Raw genomic sequence first — 16,915 nt, forward strand, 5'->3', positions numbered from 1 at the left:
ACATCTGTTTCGGGCCAGTTATTCCTGAGGCATGGGCGCGCGGCCCCTTGGTGCCCACCTTGATATCCAGTCGGACAAACAAGGCGGTCGCGCGCAGACTTCACAGGCCTCACTGGCCCGAAACAAACGTAGGAGCGAGCGTTGCTCGCGATGCGCCGCGCGGGCGGCGCTCGATCTCATAGGCGCTGCAAATCCATCGCCATGCACCTGGCGGCCCTCCCTCAATCTACCGCCGGCTCACCCCACCCCTCACATCAAAAACTGGCCTTGACCGACACCATGAAATTACGCGGCTCCCCATAATAATTACCAAACGTCTCTGTCCCGATACTGGCGTAATAACGCTTGTCGAACAGGTTGTTGCCGTTAACCGCCACCGACCAGGTATCGTCGATCCGGTAACCGATCCGGCCATTCCAAACCGCGTACCCCGCCTGGCTGATCTTCTCGCCACTGGCAGGCGAAACCCGGAAGTTATCGCTCTGCGCGTTCACCCCGGCACCCAGGCTGAACCGCTCAAAAGCGCCATCGAGCGCGTACTCGCCCCACAGGCGCAGCACGTGCCGAGGCACATAGCTGTTGAACGCCGCGCCGTTCAGGCTGGTGTCGATATCGTCGAGGGTCTTGGTCTGGGTGTAGGTGTAGCCCGCCAGCAATTGCAGGCGCTCGATGACTTCACCACTGATCTCGGCCTCGAAACCCTGGGCGCGGACCTTGCCGGCGTTCACGTAGCAATAGCCATCCGAGGAGGGGCACGACGAGTTGTAGTCGGTCTGCGCCTGGTCCTTCTGAATGGTGCGGAACAGGTTGAAGGCGCCGTTCAAACGCCCGTCGAACCAGGCCCCCTTGATCCCCAGTTCATAGCTCTGGCCCACCAACGGTTTGAGCGCCGAACCTTGTTCGTCCCGGTAGCTGCCTTGCGGGGTGAAGATGTCCGAGTAGCTGGCGTAGGCCGTCAGGTTTTCGTTCAGGTCCAGCAGCACGCCGGCAAAGGGTGTGACCTGCCCGGTCTCGCGGGCGTTGGAGTGCTGCGGCGGCGTGGCGGTGTCGATGAAGACGGTATCGGTCTCGGCGTTATACCAACTCACCCGGCCCCCCATCACCAGGGTCAACGGGTCGGCCAGTTTCAGGCGCAGGGTCGAGTAGAGGCCTTTTTGTGTGGTCACGGACTTGACCGGGCCACCGCGCGACGAGTGCTCGATGAAGTAGCTGTCATCTGGCTCAGGGATGAACTTGTCGGGGTTGAACACGTTCTGCCGTTGCGCAAGGAACGCCACCGAGTAGAAGTCATCTTTCTTCGAGCGGCTGGCGTTCATGCCCAGCACCAGTTCATGTTGCTGGCCGAAGGCAGCGAACTTGCCATCCACATAGGCATCCAGGCCGTAATCGACCTGGTCATAGTCATACATACTGCCCAGCATGCCAGTGGTATCAATGCCAGGCGTCACCGCACCGGACGCGAAGGCGTACTTGATGTCTTGGGTGTTCTTTGTATAAACGCTCGCCACCTTGAGCCTCCAGTCTTCGTCGAGCTGGTGGGTGAGGTCGGTGAACACCGTGGTGCGCTGGCTGCGCCAGGTATTCCACGAAGGGTCGAGGCAGGTCGAGCGGCTGAGGTTCAGGTCGCTGCGGTCCCGGTAGCGTGGCAGGCCGCCCCAGCAGGGGTTGGCATCCACGTCCTCGTAGGCAACGCCTAGGCCCAACGTCGTGTCGGGGCTGACATCGACGTCGAGGGCGCCGTAGTACACCTGGTCCTTGCGGTTGGCGTCGTCGACCGAGTAATGCCGGCTCTGCTCCGCCACGACCGCCCGGCCACGCAAGGTGCCGGCTGCGTTCAGCGGCCCACCGGTGTCGAGCTGCCCGCGATAGTTGTCCCAACTGCCTCCGGACAGGGTGATGTCGGTATGCGCCGCCGCCAGGCCACGCTTGCGCACGAAGTTCACCCCGCCAGCGGTCCCGCCCGACCCTTTCATCATGCCGGCTGCGCCGCGCAGCACCTCGACCCGGTCGTAGTAGGCCATGTCACTGCTGAAGCTGTCGGCTTGAACATAGAGGTTGCCCATGTCCAGCGGCACGCCGTCGTACTGGTACTGGCCCGACATGCGGAACCCGCGCGAATAGAAGTATTTGCCGCCCATGGTCGAGTCGTACACGGTGATGCCGGGCGTCTTTTCCATGACCTGATCGATGGTGTACAGGTTCTGGTCGTCCATCATTTTGCGCGTCATCACCGTGACCGACTGCGGCGTCTCCTTGAGCGAGTGCTCGCCCTTGCCGATGGTCACCGCGCCCGTGGTGTACGAGCCGCTGTTCTCAGTGGTTGCGCCCAGCACCTGGCTGGTGATGTTGGTGGCCCCCAGCTCCAGTGCCGAGCCCGACGACGGCACCGCCTGCAGCACATAAGTGCCGTTTGACCGCGGCTCGGCCTGCAGGCCGCTGCCTGCCAGAATCTGGGTAAAGCCCTCGCTGACACCGAACGCACCTTTGAGGCCGGGGCTCTGCAAACCGTCTGTTTGCCGGGCATCGAACGAAATCGCGGCGCCCGCCGCACTGGCGAAGCGGCTGAGGACTTCAGTCAGGCTGCCCCCCGCAATAGTGTACGACCGTACGGCATTTTGCTGCGTCGGCTGCGGCGCTGCATACGTCGTCATGGGCCAGGCGCCGGCGGTGGTTGCCGCCAACAGCCCGACATTTATTGCAGTCGCCAGACGACCACGCTTGAACACAGCAGACATACCAATCCTCCCCCTGAAAACGATCAATAGAACCCTTTGGGGGATGAGCCGAACGTCGTGTAAGAAAAGTGCAAAACCCGCGAAAGTTTTTTCAGCCCGCTGGGGAAGGGGGCGGCGATACGGTGACCCAAAAACGGCTGTAGCGCGTGACGCGCAGCGCAAACCCGGTCTCCAGTGCCGCCAATGCCCGGTCGGTGTCATCGATGGGGAACGCGCCAGAAACCTTCAACTGGGCAATGCGGGGATCACAGCGCAGCACCCCGGTGCGATAGCGCGAGAGGTCCGCCAGCAGTTCGCCCAAGGGACGGTCCAGGGCGATGATGCTGCCTTGTTGCCAGGCCCCTACAGAGGCGTCATTGCGCCGTATTGCCCCCACCGAACGGTCAGAGAACGCGATGGATTGCCCAGCTTCCACACGCACTGCCAACGCACCGCTGGACGCCCTCACTTCCACCGCCTTCTCGAGCACGGCCACGTCACCCTCCAAGGCTTGGGAGCGAACCAGAAATCGCGTGCCCAGCGCCCGTACCTGGCCATGCCGGGTGCGCACACTGAACGGCCGGTGCGCGGGGTCGGCCGCCGTGGTGACCAGAATTTCGCCGCGCAACAGTTCCAGCACCCGTTGCTGGCCGTCGTACTTGAGGTTCACCGACGTGTCGGTGTTCAGCAGCAGCGAGCCGCCATCGGGCAAGCGAAACGCGCGGCGTTCACCCACAGCGGTGCGGTAGTCGGCCAGCAGCTGCTGCGAGGTGTCGCTGCGCCAACCCAGCCAGCCCAGCGAAGTGGCCGGCACCAGTATCACGACACTGCGCAACAGCTGGCGCCGAGAGCGCTCGGCGCCGCGCAAGGCAGGGGCCGCCAGGGCGCCGGGCACGCGGGTCATCTGCTCGCCCACGGCGGCCATGCGTTGCCAGGCCTGACGGTGGGCCGGGTCGGCAACCAGCCAGTCGTTCCAGGCGCTGCGGTCGGCGTCGGTGGCGATGCCGGAGTGCAGCCGCGCGTACCAGCGGGCGGCGACACTGATGGCGTTCAACTCGGCGGGCGACAGGCTCATGCCAGTTGCAACTGCATCAAACAGCAATGTTCCATGGCTTTGGCCATGTAGTTGTTGACGCTGCGCACGCTGATGTTCATGTGCTCGGCAATCTGCGGGTAGGTCAGGCCGTCGAACTGCGACAGCATGAACACCTGCTTCACCTTCGGGCCAAGCCCTTGCAGCAGGCGGTCGATTTCTACCAGTGCCTGCAACAGGATCGCCTGTTCCTCCAGTGAAGGCTGCAACGCCTCCGGCAGGCTAGCCAAGGCCTCCAGGTAGGCCTGCTCCAGTGAGCGTCGACGAATCAGGTCGATCAGCAGGCCCTTGGCAATTCGCGACAGATAGGGGCGTGGCTCGCGAATATCCAGCGCACTGCGTGCCTTTATCACCCGCACGAAGGTGTCCTGCGTCAGGTCGGCGGCATCGAACGCATTGCCCAGGCGTTTGCGCAGCCAGCCATTGAGCCAGCCGTGATGTTCGCAGTACAGATCATTGACGGCGCTACGCAGGGATAGATCGTTGGCGGGCATGGTGATGGAATGGTTCGCGAGTGGTAATGAATCTTATTGTCGTGCGGGCTGTGGTTTTTTTGCAAGCGCTACAAAGATTCAAGAAACGCACGTATCGCCTGCCGCTCGCCCTTGCTCAGCGCCGCATAGCGTTGCCGGGCCACTTCTGCTTCACCGCCATGCCAGACAATCGCTTCTTCCAGGGTGCGCGCTCGGCCGTCGTGCAGATAGCCGCTGCCGGGGGTAATCCGTTCGCTCAGGCCAAGCCCCCACAGCGCCGCCGTGCGCCACTGCCGGCCGTTAGCGAGATAGTCTTCACGGCCATCGGCCAGGCCGGGGCCCATGTCGTGCAGTAACAGGTCGGTATACGGCGCGATGCGTTGCTGTGTCAGGGCGGGATAAAGCGGGTGTGTGCCGGTGATCAGCTCGGGGCGGTGACAGGCGGTGCAGCCACTGGCAGCGAACAGTTTTTCGCCCTCAATGACCGCAGGTTCGGCCTGTTGTCGACGGGCCGGTGCGGCCAGGTGAGCGAGGTAGAAATGCAGGTCGCCGAGTTGCAGGGCGTCCAGCTCCGGCTCGCCGCCGTGCGCCGCGTGGGCACAGGCCTGTTGACTGGGCGTGCAGTTCCGCACCGGGGCGAGCGGGGAGGTGATGCCAAGATCACCTAGCATGGCGTGGGCGATTTGTTGGCGCAGGTCCGGCTGGTTGGCCTTGAGGCCAAAGCGGCCTGCCTCGGTGCGTTGTCGCTCGACACTCCACACCTGATTGACCTGCCCCGTCACGCCATCTGGTTTGGCTTCAGAGGCCATGGCGTGCAGGGTGCGCTCATCGATAGCCTCCAGCAAACCAAGGCCAATGACCGGCGAACCCACGCGTGCCGACGTTAACTCCGCGTCCAATGGCCCATAAGCCAGCTCACGCAGCTCGACACGCGGCTTGCGCAGCATGACGGTTTCGCCATCGCCCAGCGACACCGCCTGCTCCTCCCAGTGCACATGGGCGCGCCCTTCACCCGGCACGCCAGGCACACCCTGGTCGTTCAGCTGATCGCCGTATATGGGGTGCGGCTTTGGCCCGCCATGGCCGTCGTGCCCTGGCAGGGCCAAGCGCAGCAACATGCTGCGCATCGGCTGCCCGTGTTCAGGCGCCTGGCCGCGGCCGTTCTTGGGGTGGCAGGCGATGCACGACACCCGGTTGTACAGCGGCCCAAGGCCATCCACCGCCTCGTCTCGGGACGGTGCAACCACCCAGGCCTGGCGGAACAGGCTGCGCCCGCGGAAGAAACGTTCCAGTTGGCCTTCGTCCAGCCCGGTGAACGGCTGGGAGTAGGCTTCACGGTTGGCCGCGGTGTGCGTGGTCGCGGCGCTGGCGAGCAGGCTCGTCAGCACACCCATCGTTAACCAAGCGGCGCGCACGGCAGTCACTGCCCCAAACCATCGAGCAAACGGGCGGCCTCTGCCCGGTGAAGCGCGGCCTGGAACTGCCAGTTGATTTCCCGGCGGCCGAGTTCGTCCGCGTCGCTGGCCGGCGCTTGCGTCATGCCCTGGTCCTGGCGCGCCGCGAACAGTGCCAGTAAGGGCTTCGCCTCGGCGTGTTCGGCATCCAGGGGCGGTGCGGTCAACTGTTGGCGTATGGCGGTGACGTCCAGCCCAGCGTCTTCGGCCGCGTGCAGCCGAGCCCAGAGCTCGCCCAAGGCTTCATGGGGCATGCCGAGCCAGTGGGTGAACAATGAGCTGATCAAGGCCAGGCGTTCGCGTGAGCTGCCGTTGCCGTAGTCATAGGCACCCAGGCCCGCAGCTACGAACGGGTCATGGTAGTCCGCTGGCAACTGCCGATAAACACTGGGACGAACGGGCAGTTTGCGGATATCGGCATCGGCCAGCAGCCCTTGGCCTGCTTCCGACAGCACGAACTGCGCAAACGCTCGGGCACCCGCCAATGCCTGGCTGTGGGCTGTAATGGCGATGAATGCGGGGTTAAGGCCGCCATGGGCCGGATAGATGAAATCCACCGGCTCGCCATTGGCTTTGGCCGAGGCGACAAAGAAATCGATCGACAACCCGACTGCTGCACGCCCGCTGGTCACTTCATCACTGACCAGGGTGCCACCCCGCGTTACCAGGCGCGCCTGGCCGGCCAGTTCACTCCAGAGGGCCCAGCCACGTTCCCAGCCATAGGCGCGCAAGACGATATCCAGCAGGACCGGTGCAAAGCCGACCCGGCCTGGGTCTGGCAGCGCAATGCGCCCGCGCAGTCGTGGGTCGAGCAAGTCTGGCCAATCCCTTGGTACCGGAACCCCCAGTTCGCCCAGTGACGTGGCGTTGATGGCAAAGCCATAGCCCGCGAGCTCGGTTGCCTGGTACAGCGGGCCTTGGTCACGCAATGACAAACCACCGATCTGTGCCGGCAGGCCCTTCAGGCTGATCCCCAGGGGTTGCCAGCTACCGGCTTTCGCCAGCCGGGCGAAGTTGCCCGGCGACGGTGCCCAATAGACATCGACACCGCCCTGTTGTGCTTGCAGCAGATAGGGCAGGGCATCGAAGCCCTGGCGCCAGAGGATGTGCAGGCGATAGCCCGGGTGGGCTTGAGCAAAGCCATCCTCGATCCGCGTCATCACCTCCTCGGGGTAGCTGGTCATGACCACCACGGTTTGCGGGGCGGCGTTCAGCAGCGTGCTGACCGTCAGCAGCAGGCTCGCCAGCCAGCGGTTACAGCGGCACATTGAATTGCACGAAGTATTGACGGCCCATTTCAGGGTAGCCCTCGCTGTATTCATACAGCCGGTCGAACAGGTTGCGAATGCCGCCCTCGATCAGCACATCGTTGCTGAAGCGGTAGCCGCTCTTGAGGTTGTACACCGCGTAGCCGGGCGCCATCTGGTTGCCGTCCGAGGTGTTGTAGCGACGCGATGCGGCCTCCACGCTGGCGGTGTGTTGCCAGTCGCCCAGATGCCACGAGGCCGAGCCGAACGCGCTGTGGCGTGGGGTGTCGGTAGGGTGCAGGTCGTGGTCGCTGAGGTTCTCGCGGTCGAGCCAGGTGTAGTTTGCCGCCAACTCCCAGTTGCCCAGGTCGCCGTTGATACCCAGCTCCACACCCTGGTTTCGCGCTTTGGCAATGTTCTGGTACTGGCCACAGGGCGCGGCGCAGTTAGGCTGCGCCGGTACCGTGACGTTTTGAATGGAGTCCTCGATGTTGGCCACGAACAGCGCGGCGTCCAGCTTCCATTGCGGGGCGATCTGGCCGCTGTAGCCGAACTCATAGTGTGTCGCCCGCTCAGACTTCAAGTCGGGGCTGGGGATCACCGTGCCGAAGCGCGTCGAGTAGCGGTCCTTGATGGTCGCGAAGCGGCTTTTGCGTGCCACGGTCAGGCGCAGTTGGCCGTCGTCGTGGGTGCCCAGCAGCGGGTTGGTATTGGCGAACAGGCCCAGTTGCGCGTTGACGGCGTCGTTGCTGCCGGTGGGTTCGTCGTAGAGCGTGGCCTGCGATGGCGAGCTGGCATTGGTGCCGTAGTTCTGTGCGTCCAGGCTCTTGCGGTAGTTGTACGAGACGCCGCCCACCACGCTGAAGATGTCGTTCAGGCGCAGGGTGTCTTCCAGGGCAATCGATTGAGTCTGGTCGCGGAAGTGGGTCTGGGGGTTGGCGCCATCACGCGAGCGATGCACATCGTCTTTGAAGTGATAGGCAATGCCCAGGCGGTTGGCCTCGCTCAAGGCCAAGTCGCCTTCCACCGAAAAGCCGCTGCTCTCGTCATCGTATTTGCTGGGGAAGCCCGGCTGCAAAGCGCCGACCACGCCATTGCGATAGGTGAAGCTTTCCAGCGAGTTTTTGAAGGTGTCGTGGTACACGCGCGTTTTAAGGGCGTGCTCGCCAAAGCCGGTCTTGGTGGCGATGAAGACACTGGTATTGTCCGACCGCGGCCACTCCCACCAGCGCGCACGTTGGCCGGTGGTCGGCAGGTCGCCGGCATACGGCGGTTGGCCCTTGCTGCCTTCCTGCTGAACGTAGCCGAGCACGTACTCATCGGTTTCACTGGGGGTGAAGCCGACTTTGAAGCTGAATTTGCTGTCACGGTGGTTGCTGTTCTCGCGCCGCCCCGTGCCCTGCTGGTTGTTGGTCGGCTTGAAGTCATCGGGCAGCAGGGTGTAGTCGTAATCGACATACGACACGCCGCCCTGAACCCACCACAGGCCCTGGTTGGAACCCACGTTGGCGTAACTGCGGTAGGCATTCACGTTACCGTGATCGGTCAGCTCCAGCCCCCCACCCACTTCGCCCTCGAACGCTTGCGTGGGGCGGCGGGTCACCAGGTTGATCGCCCCGCCCAGGGTGTTGGGGCCGTACAGCAGCGAGGCGAAGCCCTTGTCCACCTGGATGCGTGACAGGTCGTAGGTGGTGAAACGCCCCAGGTCGATGTTGCCGTCGTAAGGCACGTAGGTGGGAATGCCGTCGATGAACACCGGCACCTGCAAGCGATCGAAACCGCGCACGAATACCACCTGCTCGGCGCGACCGCCGATGTAACCGAGGTTGACCCCAGGGGCTAATGTGAGCGCGCTGCCGACGGTCTCGCGGTCGTGCAGCCGAATGTCTTTCAAGTCGATGACGCTACCACCCGTGGACAGCGTTTCGTCCCGTGGTGCGGAGATTTGGATTTCGCCGAGGTTGAAGGTGTTGTTCTGTTCGGCGACAGCGGGTTGAGCACCGAGGGCTGCGACGGCAACCATCACGGTGCGCGGTGTTAGCGGCTTCATTACTGCTCCTGGGTCGGCCATGGCAGTGGCGGGCCTGGCGACGTTATATATTATTGTATATAGCGATAGGCGAATCTAACTGACCACGACCTCCCCAGGGCGTGATCAGTCAGCGATCGCGAAAAGGGATAGCAAGATGGCAGATGGCCAACCGCGGGGAATCCTAGCGTTGTTTACGGGGGGTTACAACGATGTATACAAAAATATATAGCGTGTGCCGAGATCGGTAGGGAGGGAGGTCGCAATGGTGCCCCTCCGGTCATGCGCGATCTGTGTAGGAGCAGCCTTGTGCTGCGAAGAGGCCGGTGGCAGCGCTGAAGATTCCCGGTGGGGTCACGGGCCTCTTCGCAGCACAAGGCTGCTCCTACAGTGGAAGGCGTATGCCTTGAGGATCAAGCAACGCTACGCACCCTAGCCCGCCGTCTCAACTTCCAAAAACGCCGCCTCCAACAACTGCCGCGTATACGCATGCTGCGGCGCGTGGAAGATCGCCTGCGCATCCCCTTGCTCCACCACCTGCCCCTGCTTGATCACCATCAACTGATGGCTCAGCGCCTTGACCACTGCCAGGTCATGGCTGATGAACAGGTAGGTCAGGTTGTACTTCTGCTGCAAGCTGCGCAGCAACTCCACCACCTGGCGCTGCACCGTGCGGTCCAGCGCCGAGGTGGGTTCATCCAGCAGGATCAACGCCGGTTTCAACACCAGCGCCCGGGCAATTGCAATGCGCTGGCGCTGCCCGCCCGAGAACTCATGCGGGTAGCGGTGGCGTGTCCGCGGGTCGAGCCCCACTTCTTCCAGCGCAGCAATGATCGCCGCTTCCTGCTCTTCAGCGGTGCCGATGCGGTGAATTCGCAACCCTTCACCCACGATGTCTGCCACGCACATGCGTGGGCTGAGGCTGCCAAACGGGTCTTGGAACACCACCTGCATTTCTCGCCGCAGCGGGCGTACTGCCTTCTGGTTCAACCCTGCGAGGTCCTGGCCGTGAAAGCGAATGCCGCCCTGGCTTGAAATCAAGCGCAAGATGGCCAGCCCGAGCGTCGACTTACCCGAGCCACTCTCGCCGACAATCCCCAGCGTCTGCCCTTGGGGCAAGCTGAAGTTGATGCCGTCTACCGCCTTCACATGGTCCACGGTGCGCCGCAAGAAGCCCTTTTTGATGGGGAACCAGACCTTGAGGTCATCCACCTCCAGCAACGGCGCGCCGACTGGGTTGTGGGCAGGCTGGCCGCTGGGTTCGGCATTGATCAGCATCTGCGTGTAGTGATGCTGCGGTGCACTGAACAGCGTCGCGCAATCCGCCTGCTCGACAATCTGCCCGCGCTGCATCACGCACACGCGGTGGGCAATGCGCCGCACCAGGTTCAGGTCATGGCTGATCAACAGCAGCGCCATGCCCAACCGCGCCTGCAGCTCCTTGAGCAGGTCGAGAATCTTCAACTGCACGGTCACGTCCAGCGCGGTGGTGGGTTCGTCGGCAATGAGCAGTTCTGGCTCGTTGGCCAGCGCCATGGCGATCATTACCCGCTGCCGCTGCCCACCCGACAGCTCGTGGGGCAGGGCCTTGAGGCGCTTGCGCGGTTCGGGAATCCCGACCAGTTCCAACAGCTCCAGCGTGCGTGCGGTGGCTTCCTTGCCGGTCAGGCCTTTGTGCAGCAGCAGGATTTCGTTGATCTGCTTCTCGATGCAGTGCAGCGGGTTCAGCGAGGTCATCGGCTCCTGGAAGATCATGGCAATGCGGTTGCCACGGATATGCCGCAAGGCCTTCTCGCTCTGCTGCAGCAAGTCTTTGCCCTCGTAGCGGATGCTGCCGCTGGGGTGGCGGGCGAGGGGGTAGGGCAGCAGGCGCAGGATCGAGTGGGCGGTCACCGATTTGCCCGAGCCGCTCTCGCCGACCAGGGCCAGGGTCTCGCCCTTGCGGATGTCGAAACTGATGCCGTCGACCACCCGGTTGACCTGCTCGCCGGTGACGAACTCCACCGCGAGATCACGCACTTCGATCAGGTTATGTTCGCTCATGTCATTTCCTTGGGTCGAAGGCATCGCGGGCGGATTCGCCGATGAACACCAGCAAGCTCAGCATCACCGCCAGCACGGCGAAGGCGCTGATGCCCAGCCATGGCGCCTGCAGGTTGGATTTGCCTTGGGCGACCAGTTCGCCCAGCGACGGCGAGCCAGCGGGCAGGCCGAAGCCGAGGAAGTCCAGGGCGGTCAGCGTGCCGATGGCGCCGGTGAGGATGAACGGCATGAAGGTCATGGTCGAGATCATCGCGTTGGGCAGAATGTGCCGGTACATGATCGCGCCATTGCGCATGCCCAGGGCGCGGGCGGCGCGCACGTATTCAAGGTTGCGGCCACGCAGGAACTCGGCGCGCACCACGTCCACCAGGCTCATCCACGAGAACAGCAGCATGATCCCCAGCAGCCACCAGAAGTTGGGCTGCACGAAGCTTGCGAGGATGATCAGCAGGTACAGCACCGGCAAGCCCGACCAAATCTCCAGAAAGCGCTGACCGGCCAGGTCGACCCAGCCGCCATAAAAGCCCTGCAAGGCCCCGGCGATGACGCCGACGATGGAACTGAGGATGGTCAGGGTCAGGGCGAACAGCACCGACACGCGGAAGCCGTAGATCACCCGCGCCATCACATCACGGCCCTGGTCATCGGTGCCCAGCCAGTTGTCCGCCGAAGGCGGGGCGGGGGCCGGGACCTTGAGGTCGTAGTTGATGCTTTGGTAACTGAAGGGGATTGGCGCCCACAGCACGAAGCTGTCTTTCTTGGCCAGCAGTTCGCGGATGTACGGGCTCTTGTAGTTGGCCTCCAGCGGGAACTCGCCGCCAAAGGTGGTCTCCGGGTAGCGCTTGAACGCAGGGAAGTACCACTCGCCGTCGTAACGCACGGCAATCGGTTTGTCGTTGGCGATCAGCTCGGCGCCCAGGCTCAGGCCGAACAGGATGAGGAACAGCCACAACGACCACCAGCCGCGGCGGTTGGCCTTGAAGCGCTCGAAGCGCCGGCGGTTGAGAGGGGACAGTGCCATGTCAGTGCTCCCGGCTGGCGAAGTCGATGCGTGGATCGACCAGGGTGTAGGTCAGGTCGCCGATCAGTTTCACCACCAGCCCCAGCAGGGTGAAGATGAACAGGGTGCCGAAGACCACCGGGTAGTCGCGGTTGATGGCCGCCTCGAAGCTCATCAGGCCCAGGCCGTCGAGCGAGAAAATCACCTCGATCAGCAGCGAGCCTGTAAAGAAGATGCCGATGAAGGCCGAGGGGAAGCCGGCGATCACCAGCAGCATGGCGTTACGGAACACATGCCCGTACAGCACCCGCGAGCGGCTCAGGCCTTTGGCCTTGGCGGTGACCACGTACTGCTTGTTGATCTCGTCGAGGAAGCTGTTTTTGGTCAGCAGGGTCATGGTGGCGAAGTTGCCGATGACCAGTGCGGTGATCGGCAGCACCAGGTGCCAGAAGTAGTCGAGCACCTTGCCGGTGGTGGACAGTTCATCGAAGTTGTTCGAGGTCAGCCCCCGCAGCGGGAACCAGTCGAAGTAGCTGCCACCGGCGAACAATACAATCAGCAGGATGGCGAACAGGAACGCCGGGATGGCGTAGCCGACGATGATCGCCGAACTGGTCCAGACGTCGAAGTGGCTGCCGTGGCGCACGGCCTTGGCGATGCCCAGGGGGATGGACACCAGGTACATGATCAGGGTGCTCCATAACCCTAGCGAGATCGACACCGGCATCTTCTCGATGATCAGGTCGATGACCTTGGCATCGCGGAAGAAGCTGTCGCCAAAATCCAGCTGGGCGTAGTTCTTGATCATGATCCAGAGGCGTTCGGGCGGTGACTTGTCGAAGCCGTACATACGCTCGATCTCGGCAATCAGCGCCGGGTCCAGGCCCTGCGCGCCGCGGTAGCTGGAACCGGCCACCGAGACTTCGGCGCCGCCCCCGGCGATGCGGCTGGTAGCGCCTTCGAAGCCTTCGAGCTTGGCGATCATTTGCTCGACCGGGCCGCCGGGCGCGGCCTGGACGATGATGAAGTTGATGATCAGGATGCCGAACAGGGTCGGGATGATCAGCAGCAGGCGGCGCAGGATATAGGCCAGCATCTCAGTTGGCCTCGCCCGCGGAGGCATCGGTGACGGCTGGGGTCACGCCAGGCTTGATCCACCAGGTGTCGATGCCGATGTCGTACTTGGGCGAGACGCTCGGGTGGCCGATGTGGTTCCAGTAGGCCACGCGCCAGGTCTTGATGTGCCAGTTGGGGATCACGTAGTAGCCCCACAGCAGTACGCGGTCCAGCGCCCGTGCGTGGTTGATCAGGCTCTGGCGTGAGTCGGCGTTGATCAACTGTTCCACCAGTTGGTCGATGGCCGGGTCACGCAGGCCGATGAAGTTGCGGCTGCCGGGGTTGTCGGCGGCGGCGCTGGACCAGAACTCGCGCTGTTCGTTGCCCGGCGAATTGGATTGCGGGTAACCGCCGACGATCATGTCGTAGTCGCGTGAGCGCAGGCGGTTGATGTATTGCGAAACGTCGACCCGGCGGATGTTCAGGTCAATGCCCAAGTCGGCAAGGTTGCGTTTGAACGGCAGCAGAATGCGCTCGAATTCGGTCTGGGCCAGCAGAAACTCGATGGACACCGGCTTGCCGTCCTTATCGACCATCTTGTCGTCGACGATTTTCCAGCCGGCATCCTGCAGAAGCTTGTAGGCCTGGCGCTGCTGTTCACGGATCATGCCGCTGGCGTCGGTGACCGGGTTGTGGAACGCCTCGCTATAGACCTGCTCGGGCACCTTGCCGCGCAGCGGTTCGAGTATTTTCAGCTCGTCAGGGGAGGGCACGCCCCTGGCGGCCATGTCGGAGTTTTCGAAGTAGCTGCCGGTGCGGGTGTAGGCACCGTTGAACAGCTGCTTGTTGGTCCACTCGAAGTCCAGCAGCAGGCTCAGCGCCTGGCGCACGCGGATGTCCTGGAAGACCGGTTTGCGCAGGTTGAAGATGAAACCCTGCATGCCGGTGGGGTTGCCGTTGGGCAGCTCTTCCTTGATCAAGCGGCCATCGCGGACCGCCGGGACGTTGTAGGCGGTGGCCCAGTTTTTTGCGCTTACCTCGAGCGCGTAGTCGAACGCCCCAGCCTTCAATGCCTCCAGCGCTACGGCCGTGTCGCGGTAAGCGTCGAAGGTCATGGCATCGAAGTTGAACTGACCACGGTTGATCGGCAGGTCCTTGGCCCAGTAGTCCTTGACCCGCTCGTAGCGGATGGTACGCCCGGCCTTGACCTCGGCGACCTTGTACGGGCCGCTGCCCAGGGGGATTTCCAGGTTGCCGCGGTTGAAGTCGCGGTTTTCGTACCAGTGTTTGGGTAGCACAGGCAGCTGGCCGAGAATCAGCGGCAGCTCGCGGTTGTTCTGGTGCTTGAACTTGAACAGTACGCGCAGCGGGTCTTCGGCGACCACTTCGGCAACGTCGGCGTAGTACTGGCGGTACAGCGGCGCGCCGTCCTTGATCAGGGCATTGAAGGTGAAGACCACGTCGTCGGCACGCATCGGGTGGCCGTCATGGAAGCGGGCTTCGGGGCGCAGGTAGAAGCGTACCCAGCTGTTGTCCGGGGCTTTTTCGATTTTGCCGGCAACCAGGCCGTATTCGGTGAACGGCTCGTCCTGGCTCTGGCGCATCAGGGTGTCGTAGATGACGCTGATGTTTTCGGCGGCCACACCCTTGTTGATGAAGGGGTTGAGGCTGTCGAAGCCACCGAAGCTGGACTGGCGGAACGTGCCGCCCTTGGGCGCATCGGGGTTCACGTAGTCGAAATGCTTGAAGTCGGCGGGGTATTTCGGCGCCTCGTCGTAGAGCGTCAGTGCGTGTTGGGGGGCGGCCAGCGTGGGCAGGCTTAGGCACGCGAGCAGCAGGCTGCCGGCCAGCTGGCGCAGGCGGTGCGTTGGCATCATTTGGCTTTCTCCGAAGGCTTGATCCACCAGCTGTTCAGCCCGAGGGTGTAGGGCGGCGTGGTGACAAAGGCGAACCGGTTGCGGTAGGCCAGGCGGTGATTGTCGAGATACCAGTTGGGGATCATGTAGTACTGCCATGAAAGCACGCGGTCCAAGGCGCGGGCGGCGGCGACCTGGTCGTCGCGGGTGCGCGCGGCGAGCAAGGTGTCGAGCAAGTGGTCGACCACCGGGTCCTTGACCCCAGCATAGTTCTTGCTGCCCTTGGTCGCGGCTTGGCTTGAGTGAAAGTACAGCCACTGTTCTAGGCCTGGGCTCAAGGTCTGGTTCAGGGTCATCAGAATCATGTCGAAATCGAACTGGTCCAGGCGTTGTTTGTACTGGGCGCGGTCCACGGTGCGCAAGCGTGCGTCGATACCGATGCTGGACAGATTTTCGACATAAGGTTGCAGGATACGTTCGAGGTTCGGGTTTACCAGCAGCAGCTCCAGGCGCAACTGCTGGCCTTTGCTGTCCACCAGGCGCTGGCCGCTGAGCTTCCAGCCCGCTTCGCCGAGCAGGGCCAGGGCTTGGCGCAGGGTTTGGCGGTTGATGCCGCGGCCATCGGTCTGGCTGACCTTGTAGGGCTCGCTGAAGAGCTTTTCGGGCAGTTGGTCGCGGAACGGTGCCAGCAGCAGCCATTCCTTGCCGGTGGGCAGGCCGCTGGCGGCGAATTCGCTGTTGGGGTAGTAGCTGGTCGAACGGCGGTAGGCGCTGCTGAACAGGGCGCGGTTGGTCCACTCGAAGTCGAGCATCAGGCCCAGTGCCTGGCGCACGCGCGGGTCGCTGAACGTGGCCCTGCGGCTGTTCATGAACAGGCCTTGGGTCTGGGTCGGAATACGGTGCGGGATCTGTGCCTTGATCACATCGCCGCGGCGCACCGCCGGGAAGTTGTAGCCATTGGCCCAGTTTTTGGCCTGGTGTTCGATATAGATATCGAATTCGCCGGCCTTGAACGCTTCGAACGCCACGGTGGCGTCACGGTAGAACTCGTATTCGACCCGCTTGAAGTTGTACTTGCCACGGTTGACGGCGAGGTCCTTGCCCCAGTAGTTCTTCACCCGCTCGAACACCAGCCGCCGGCCAGGCTCAACCTGGGTAATGCGGTAGGGGCCACTGCCCAGCGGCGGCTCGAAGGTGGTGGCCTTGAAATCGCGGCCCTGCCAGTAGTGCTTGGGCAGCACCGGCATTTCGCCCAGGCGCAGGATCAGCAGCGGGTTGCCGGCGCGCTTGAAGACGAAGCGGATGCGCAAGGGGCCAAGTATGTCTACCCGCTGCACTTCCTGCAGGTTGGTGCGGTAGAGGGGGTGGCCATCCTTGAGCAGCGTGCGATAGGAGAACGCGACGTCCGCCGAGGTGATCGGGTGGCCGTCATGGAACCGTGCCTGCGGGCGCAGGTTGAACACGACCCAGCTGCGGTCCTCGCTGTACTCCACCGAGCGCGCGATCAGGCCGTAGCTTGAGGTCGGTTCGTCGCCCGAGGGGTCGTATTGCCCGGTGCCGATCATCAACGGCTCGTTCAGCTCGCTGATGCCATATTGCTGGAAGTTTGGCGTGGTAATCGGGCTCGATCCCTTGAAAGTGTAAGGGTTGAGCGTGTCGAAGGTACCGAATGCCATGGCCCGCAAGGTGCCGCCTTTAGGCGCTTGCGGGTTGACCCAGTCGAAGTGGGTGAATGTGGCTGGGTACTTGAGCGTGCCGAACTGCGCGTATCCGTGGCTTTCGCTCACCATCGCGACGGCGGGAAAGCTCAAGGCCAGGCTGATTGACAGCAGGAGGGGACGTATCAAGTCGGCATCCGATCCAGAGGCGTTGGGCTTTGATCGAGTACAGTAACAGCTTGGTGGGGTTGGAAAAAGAGAGGTTTTGAAGGCGGTATTGGCGGGAAAGCCC

General features: G+C 63.1%; 11 protein-coding genes. All 11 read right to left on the reverse strand.

Annotation, left to right across the window (positions count from 1 at the left end; all coding sequences use genetic code 11):
• Positions 1–254: 254 nt before the first annotated feature.
• The 11 genes from QOS90_RS06625 to QOS90_RS06675 all read right to left on the reverse strand — a co-directional run bounded on the left by QOS90_RS06625 (position 255) and on the right by QOS90_RS06675 (position 16,812).
• Positions 255–2,735, reverse strand: coding sequence for a TonB-dependent siderophore receptor (locus tag QOS90_RS06625; protein WP_085272582.1), 2,481 nt, complete (start codon positions 2,733–2,735; stop codon positions 255–257).
• Between the two features lie 91 nt (positions 2,736–2,826).
• Positions 2,827–3,789 carry a FecR domain-containing protein gene (locus QOS90_RS06630; RefSeq protein ID WP_085272583.1) on the reverse strand — a complete coding sequence of 321 codons (963 nt, stop codon included), beginning with the start codon at positions 3,787–3,789 and terminating at the stop codon, positions 2,827–2,829.
• Positions 3,786–4,301 carry a sigma-70 family RNA polymerase sigma factor gene (locus tag QOS90_RS06635; RefSeq protein WP_085272584.1) on the reverse strand — a complete coding sequence of 172 codons (516 nt, stop codon included), beginning with the start codon at positions 4,299–4,301 and terminating at the stop codon, positions 3,786–3,788. The genes QOS90_RS06630 and QOS90_RS06635 overlap by 4 nt, the downstream gene beginning before the upstream one ends.
• 68 nt (positions 4,302–4,369) lie before the next feature.
• Complete coding sequence (locus QOS90_RS06640; RefSeq protein ID WP_283600543.1) at positions 4,370–5,704, reverse strand: di-heme oxidoreductase family protein; 1,335 nt, start codon at positions 5,702–5,704, stop codon at positions 4,370–4,372.
• Complete coding sequence (locus QOS90_RS06645) at positions 5,701–7,002, reverse strand: ABC transporter substrate-binding protein (RefSeq protein WP_085272586.1); 1,302 nt, start codon at positions 7,000–7,002, stop codon at positions 5,701–5,703. Before QOS90_RS06645 ends, QOS90_RS06640 begins: the two co-directional genes overlap by 4 nt.
• Complete coding sequence (locus tag QOS90_RS06650) at positions 6,989–9,031, reverse strand: TonB-dependent receptor plug domain-containing protein (RefSeq protein WP_085272587.1); 2,043 nt, start codon at positions 9,029–9,031, stop codon at positions 6,989–6,991. Before QOS90_RS06650 ends, QOS90_RS06645 begins: the two co-directional genes overlap by 14 nt.
• Before the next feature lie 411 nt (positions 9,032–9,442).
• Positions 9,443–11,053, reverse strand: a complete 1,611-nt coding sequence (locus QOS90_RS06655; RefSeq protein WP_027592835.1) for an ABC transporter ATP-binding protein — start codon at positions 11,051–11,053, stop codon at positions 9,443–9,445.
• Position 11,054: 1 nt separating this feature from the next.
• The gene (locus QOS90_RS06660; RefSeq protein WP_027592834.1) at positions 11,055–12,074 is read right to left on the reverse strand and encodes an ABC transporter permease; all 1,020 of its coding nucleotides are present in this window, start codon (positions 12,072–12,074) and stop codon (positions 11,055–11,057) included.
• 1 nt (position 12,075) lies between these two features.
• Positions 12,076–13,149 (reverse strand): microcin C ABC transporter permease YejB, encoded by a 1,074-nt coding sequence (locus QOS90_RS06665; RefSeq protein ID WP_027592833.1) that lies wholly within the window; start codon positions 13,147–13,149, stop codon positions 12,076–12,078.
• Between the two features lies 1 nt (position 13,150).
• Entirely contained in the window at positions 13,151–14,986 is a 1,836-nt protein-coding gene (locus tag QOS90_RS06670) for an extracellular solute-binding protein (RefSeq protein WP_085272588.1), read from the reverse strand.
• Complete coding sequence (locus QOS90_RS06675) at positions 14,983–16,812, reverse strand: extracellular solute-binding protein (RefSeq protein WP_218186926.1); 1,830 nt, start codon at positions 16,810–16,812, stop codon at positions 14,983–14,985. Before QOS90_RS06675 ends, QOS90_RS06670 begins: the two co-directional genes overlap by 4 nt.
• Positions 16,813–16,915 lie beyond the last annotated feature (103 nt).

This window comes from Pseudomonas sp. LAIL14HWK12:I10 (genome assembly GCF_900184205.1).
Classification (GTDB): Bacteria; Pseudomonadota; Gammaproteobacteria; order Pseudomonadales; family Pseudomonadaceae; genus Aquipseudomonas; species Aquipseudomonas kermanshahensis.

Excerpts from the sequence above, each read along its gene's own strand:
- QOS90_RS06645 (WP_085272586.1), bottom strand. The coding sequence starts at position 7,002 with ATGTGCCGCTGTAACCGCTGGCTGGCGAGCCTGCTGCTGACGGTCAGC.
- QOS90_RS06660 (WP_027592834.1), bottom strand. The coding sequence starts at position 12,074 with ATGGCACTGTCCCCTCTCAACCGCCGGCGCTTCGAGCGCTTCAAGGCC.
- QOS90_RS06670 (WP_085272588.1), bottom strand. The coding sequence starts at position 14,986 with ATGATGCCAACGCACCGCCTGCGCCAGCTGGCCGGCAGCCTGCTGCTC.
- QOS90_RS06650 (WP_085272587.1), bottom strand. The coding sequence starts at position 9,031 with ATGAAGCCGCTAACACCGCGCACCGTGATGGTTGCCGTCGCAGCCCTC.
- QOS90_RS06635 (WP_085272584.1), bottom strand. The coding sequence starts at position 4,301 with ATGCCCGCCAACGATCTATCCCTGCGTAGCGCCGTCAATGATCTGTAC.
- QOS90_RS06665 (WP_027592833.1), bottom strand. The coding sequence starts at position 13,149 with ATGCTGGCCTATATCCTGCGCCGCCTGCTGCTGATCATCCCGACCCTG.
- QOS90_RS06655 (WP_027592835.1), bottom strand. The coding sequence starts at position 11,053 with ATGAGCGAACATAACCTGATCGAAGTGCGTGATCTCGCGGTGGAGTTC.
- QOS90_RS06630 (WP_085272583.1), bottom strand. The coding sequence starts at position 3,789 with ATGAGCCTGTCGCCCGCCGAGTTGAACGCCATCAGTGTCGCCGCCCGC.
- QOS90_RS06625 (WP_085272582.1), bottom strand. The coding sequence starts at position 2,735 with ATGTCTGCTGTGTTCAAGCGTGGTCGTCTGGCGACTGCAATAAATGTC.